This is a genomic window from Piscinibacter sp. (assembly GCF_050175855.1).
In the GTDB taxonomy this organism is placed as follows: Bacteria; Pseudomonadota; Gammaproteobacteria; order Burkholderiales; family Burkholderiaceae_C; genus Piscinibacter.
Genome location: NZ_JBFXIO010000353.1, coordinates 1 through 5,327, shown reverse-complemented (window position 1 = coordinate 5,327; position 5,327 = coordinate 1). Strand labels below are relative to the sequence as shown.

Sequence of the window (5,327 nt, the reverse complement as noted above, 5' to 3'; positions counted from 1 at the left end):
GGCCAGCAGGTGGTCGATCACCTCGACCAGCCGGTCGTTGAAGTGGCCCTTGGGATAGCCCAGTTCCGCGTAGGCCTGCTGGAACAGCGGATAGAAGCGGCGGTAGACCGCCGCCGCGCCAGACGGTTCGACCGAGGCGACGAAGGCCACGAAGGGTTCGTAGCGCGCCGCGTTGTCGGCCGAGATCAGCTCGGCGTCGCCGGCGATGATGCGTTGCAGCTTGCCCGGCGTGGGCTGCACCGGCCACAGCCGCGAGGCGGCCATTGGCCGCGCCAGGTTGTCGACGGTGACCACCACGCGGCGTACGAAGCCGTCGGCTTGCAGGAAGGTCATCACCGCCGTGCGTCCGGCCAGGCTGGCCAGGGCCTCGCGGACCACGGCTTCGGCGTCGTCCAGTCCCGGCAGCGGTTGCGGCTCCGAGGCCGCGGCGAGCGGCTCGATCGGGTGCTTCGGGCCTGCGTCGGCCGGCGGCGCGGCTGCTGGGGCCGGCGCGGGCTCGACGGGTGCCGGGGCCGGCGCCTGTGCCACCGGCGGGGGCGGCACCACCTTGCCGCGGTACATCCACCACAGCGTGGTGCCGGCTCCGGCGATCGCGACCAGCAGCCCCGCGATCAGGGCGATGTGGCGTCGTTGCATGGGGCGGCCTCCGTGTGTTCCCTCGATCAGGGTGCGACCTTCAAGACTACGCCGCGTTCGACCAGATTTGTATCAATGTTTCCGTCAGTTCGGATGGGCCTGCGCCGCCTCGGGTTCGGGCCGGGCCCGCAGCGCCCACAGCACGCCGGCCACCAGCAGCACGATGCCGGCCAGCGTGCCGCCCCCCGGCCACTGCCCGCGAAGCACGAAGGCATAGGCCAGCGCCGACAGCGTCTCGAACACGATCAGCTGCCCGGCGATGGTGGGCGGCAGGCGCTGGCTGGCCTCGTTCCAGCACAGCGTGCCCAGCCACGAGGCGAGCAGCCCGATGGCGAACATCAGCGCGACGAAGTCGCCCGGGCGCGGGCCGAAAGGCATCGCGAAGGGCGAGCCGCTCAGCGCGAACCAGGCCCAGGTCAACGCATAGCCGAACAGCGCCAGCGGCAGCGTGGCCAGCCCCTGCGCCGTGGCCCAGCCGCGCGGGCTGCGGTCGGGGTGGGCGCGCAGCCACTCGGCGTTGCGGATGGGGTACCAGGTCCAGCAGGCCACCGCACCCACCGCGAGCGCGGCACCGAGCGCGTAGCGGCCCAGGTCGGCATCGGGCTCGGCGCGCAGCCGCGTCAGCTCGACCTGGTTGACCAGCGCGATGCCCGAGGCGATGAGCAGCAGCGACGGCGCCAGGCGCGACCAGCGCAGCGGCTGCTCGCGCCGCGTGCCGGCGCGGTGGCCGCGCAGGTTGGCGGTGATGGCGATCACCACCGGCAGCGTGCCGATGATCATCGTCGGCAGCGGTCCGCCGGCGCGCTGGATGGCGCTGGCCAGGAACAGGTAGTAGACGATGTTGCCCACCAGCGCCAGGCGCAGCGCCTCGCGCCAGTCGGCGCGGGTCAACTGGCGCAGCGCGGCGCGGTCGAACCAGGCCAGCGGCAGCGCGATCAGGCCGAAGGCGAGGTAGCGGCCGAAGCTCTGCAGCGCGGCCGGGTACTCCGGCACCAGCAATGGGCCGACGAAGACCAGGCCCCAGAGCAGTCCGGCGGCGAGGGCGAAGAGGGTTCCGGTGAACAGGGGCGCGGCAAACATGTCGGTGGCGTACGGCCGCCCGAAGCCAGCGACGCGCCCCTCGGGGGCAGCGAGCGCAGCGAGCTTGGGGCCTGTCAAAGCCGCGAGTGTCGCCGGCCGCTAGCGGCGCGGTCTTGTACCGACTTGCTGCTGGTAGCGTGCCGGCGTCACGCCGTAGCGGCGCGCGAAGGCCCGTGTCAGGTGGGCCTGGTCGGCCAGGCCGGTGGCCGCTGCCACGTCGGCCGGCGCGTCGCCGGCGGCCAGCCGCCGCTTGGCCTCGAACAGGCGCAGCGCCATCAGCATCTGCTGCGGCGTGGCGTGGTGGGCGCGCTTGAACTGGCGCTGGAAGTGGAACGGGCTGAGCCCGGCGGCCGCGGCCAGGTCCTCCAGCGTCAGACGTTCGGCCAGGCGCTCGCGCAGCAGCTCGATCACCGGGGCGAAGCGGGGCAGCGCCCCGTCGCGCGCCGGCGCGGCGCGGCGCGCGGCCGGGCGCAGTTCGTCGACCAGGTCCTGCAGCAGCCCATCGAAGGTCAGCGGCTCGTGGGCGTGCCAGAGCTGCCGCAGCAGCCGGCTGACGCGTTGCGCGCGCGGCGCGTCGCGGCGCACCGCCTCGGCGAACCACCAGCCGCGCTCGCCGCTGAGTTCCTCCAGCACCGGCGCATCGAGGTAGGCCATGCGGTAGCGCCAGCCCGCATTCGTCTCGGCGCGGCCGGTGTGCAGCTCGTCGGGGTTCATCAGCACCAGCGTGTCGGCCGGCGCGAGGTGCTCCTCGCCGCGGTAGCGGAAGCGTTCCACGCCGGATTCGATGGCGCCCAGGCCGAAGGCCTCGTGGGTGTGCGGCTCGAAGGCGTGGCGCACGATGTGGGCGCGGTACAGCTCGACACCCTCGCGGTGCGCAGGGCGCTTGAACTCGGCGGCGTCGAGCGGATGCTCGAAGGTGTCGGGAACGGCTTGCATGGGCAGGCCTGCATTGTCCGCCCGTGCGCTACGCTCGCCCCATGAAGACCCACTCGATCGAACTGCAGCGCATCAAGGCGATGACGCAGAGCCACGGCATGCTGCGCGCCCGCGTCGATGCGCTGGTGCAGCCGCAGCCCGCGCGCGACGAGGGCGAGCCGAGCAGCGTGCTGGCGATGAGCGTGGAGAACGCCCGCGTGCTCTACCTGCTGCTCAAGCAGCAGCTCGCCGAGGTCGACGCGAAGAAGGGCCGCAGCCAGCGCTGAGCGGCCAGCCGCGCGCCGCTTCAGGCGGCCAGCCGGAAGGCCGAGACGGCGCGAACCAGCTGCTCGGCCTGCTGCTTCAGGCTCTCCGCCGCGGCGGCGCTTTCTTCGACCAGCGCGGCGTTCTGCTGCGTGGCCTGGTCCATCTGCGTGACCGCCTGGCCGACCTGGCCGACGCCCGAGCTCTGCTCCTGGCTGGCGGCACTGATCTCGGCCACGATGTCGCTGACGCGGCGGATCGAGGCGACGATGTCCTCCATCGTCTGGCCGGCCTGGCCGACCAGCGCCGTGCCTTGCTCGACCTGCTCGACGCTGCTGCCGATCAGCGACTTGATCTCGCGCGCCGCCTCGGCGCTGCGCTGGGCCAGCGTGCGCACCTCGCCGGCCACCACCGCGAAGCCGCGGCCCTGCTCGCCGGCGCGCGCCGCTTCCACCGCGGCGTTGAGCGCCAGGATGTTGGTCTGGAAGGCGATGCCGTCGATCACGCCGATGATGTCGGCGATCTTCTTGCTGCTCGCGTCGATGCCGCGCATGGTCTCGACCACGCGGCCGACCACCTCGCCGCCGCGCTGGGCGACTTCGCTGGCGCCGCTGGCCAGCTGGTTGGCCTGGCGCGAGTTGTCGGCGTTGTTGCGCACGGTGGCGCCGAGTTCGTCCATCGTCGCCGCGGTCTGCTGCAGCGCGCTGGCCTGCTGCTCGGTGCGCTGGCTGAGGTCCTGGTTGCCCTGCGCGATCTGCGCGCTGGCGGTGGCCACGCTGTCGGAGTTGCGGCGCACGTCGCTGACCACGCGGGTAAGCGCCGACTGCATGTCGGACAGCGCCGCCAGCAGCGGCGAGAACTCGTCGCGGGCGTCGTCATGCACCGGTACCGTCAGGTCGCCGTCGCGCACGCGTTCGGCCACCGCCTGCGAGGCCGCGACGCGGCGGCGCAGCACGCCGGCGATCGACCACGAGAAGACGGCCAGGCCGACGATGGTGGCCACCACCAGCGCCACCAGGGTCTGCAGCGTCGAGGCGGCCTCCTTCTCGATGCCGTCGATGTCCTTGGCCATCGATTCCTGCTGGTAGTCGATGGTCTCGGCCATGGCCCGGAGCAGCTCGTTGCGCACCGGAATCGTCCTATCGACGAGGAAGGCGAAGGCCGCCTCGCGCTGGCCGGCCTCGATCAGCCGGATATTCTCGGCGCCGACCTCCCAGAAGCGAGCCACCATGGGCGGCAGCGCCTTGAAGCGCTCCTTGCCCTCGGCGGTGTAGAGGTCCTTCTCGTAGTCGGCGAGCAGCTTCGCGATCTCCTCGCGCTTCCTGCCGACATCGGCCAGGGTCTCGGCCTGTTCCTGCGGGGTGCGCGACAGCATCATGTGGCGCAGCTGCAGCGACACCCGGGTGACCTGCAGCTCCAGCGAAGCCATGCGGCGCATCTGCGGCACGCGCAGTTTCTCGGTGCGGTCAGCCGATTCCGAGATGTCGCGAAGGTTGACCCAGGCGAATGCGGCTACGCCGGCCAGGGCCAGCGAGAGCACGATCGAGACGAGAGCGAGGCGGCGGGCGATACCCATCGAAGTCAGAAGTGACATGACGATTGCGTGAGGTGGCGTCCGAGGGACAGTTCGTCACTTATCGGTCGTCATGACGTCGACTTGACAGGAGACGCACTTCTTGTGCGTCGGATTCCGCATTTGTCGACTACCTCACTCGTCAACGGGGAGCCCCACCCGTGGGGGCGCCCGCCATCCGCTGCGCCGGCAGCTTCCAGCTCCCGCTGCGAATCTCGGCATGGGTGAGCCGCCGCACCTCGACCGGCGCGATGCCCGAGATTCCGAGCTTGCGCGCCGCGGCGCGGCTGAGGTCGATCACTCGCCCAGGCTTGAAGGGCCCGCGGTCGTTCACCCGCACCACCACCTCGCGCCGGTTCTTCGGGTTGCGCACCAGCGCGTAGCTCGGCAACGGCATGGTCTTGTGGGCCGCCGTCATGGCGTTCATGTCGTAGACCTCACCGGTGGCAGTGCGCCGGCCGTGGAACGGGCGGCCGTACCACGAGGCGATGCCGGTCTCGACGAGCGGCAGATCTTCGTTCTCGGGCTCGTAGACCTCGCCCTTGATCTCGTACGGCAGGTTGGGCGCGCCCTGCGGGATGGCGACCACTCGCGGTACGGCATCGGGCGGATGCGGCCGTGGCGCGGCGGCCGGCGCCGGCGGTGCCTTCGGCGCGGCGGGAGCGGCGACGGGTGTCTCGGCCGGCGCAGGGGTGCTGGCCGGCCAGGGCAGCGGCAGGCCGGGCAGGCGCAGGCTGCTGCAGCCGCCGAGCAAGGCGGCGGCCAGCAGCAGTGCGGCGGCGCTCAGCCTGCGGGCCAGGGAAGATCGATGGGCCATGCCGGCAGTGAACGGCGCGCGGCGCGGGCACTGCAGCGCCGG

At 72.1% G+C, this 5,327-nt stretch carries 6 protein-coding genes; 1 reads left to right on the top strand and 5 read right to left on the bottom strand.

The window, feature by feature from the left end; translation table 11 throughout:
- The 3 genes from AB7U92_RS21165 to AB7U92_RS21155 form a co-directional block, all read right to left on the bottom strand.
- The coding region (locus AB7U92_RS21165; protein ID WP_428581678.1) for a DUF3014 domain-containing protein at positions 1-636 on the bottom strand (636 nt) is incomplete at its 3' end.
- 84 nt (positions 637-720) lie between these two features.
- Positions 721-1,701, bottom strand: coding sequence for a DMT family transporter (locus tag AB7U92_RS21160; protein ID WP_428581681.1), 981 nt, complete (start codon positions 1,699-1,701; stop codon positions 721-723).
- A 114-nt stretch (positions 1,702-1,815) separates the two neighbouring features.
- Positions 1,816-2,652 (bottom strand): AraC family ligand binding domain-containing protein, encoded by an 837-nt coding sequence (locus tag AB7U92_RS21155; RefSeq protein WP_428581675.1) that lies wholly within the window; start codon positions 2,650-2,652, stop codon positions 1,816-1,818.
- Between the two features lie 41 nt (positions 2,653-2,693).
- On the opposite strand from AB7U92_RS21155, the gene AB7U92_RS21150 reads away from it, so the two are divergent.
- Positions 2,694-2,918, top strand: a complete 225-nt coding sequence (locus AB7U92_RS21150; protein ID WP_428581672.1) for a hypothetical protein — start codon at positions 2,694-2,696, stop codon at positions 2,916-2,918.
- A 20-nt stretch (positions 2,919-2,938) separates the two neighbouring features.
- Here AB7U92_RS21150 and AB7U92_RS21145 read toward each other — a convergent pair whose 3' ends face one another.
- Positions 2,939-4,489, bottom strand: a complete 1,551-nt coding sequence (locus tag AB7U92_RS21145; RefSeq protein ID WP_428581669.1) for a methyl-accepting chemotaxis protein — start codon at positions 4,487-4,489, stop codon at positions 2,939-2,941.
- Positions 4,490-4,610: 121 nt separating this feature from the next.
- On the bottom strand, positions 4,611-5,327 hold a 717-nt coding region (locus AB7U92_RS21140), incomplete at its 5' end, for a septal ring lytic transglycosylase RlpA family protein (RefSeq protein WP_428581666.1).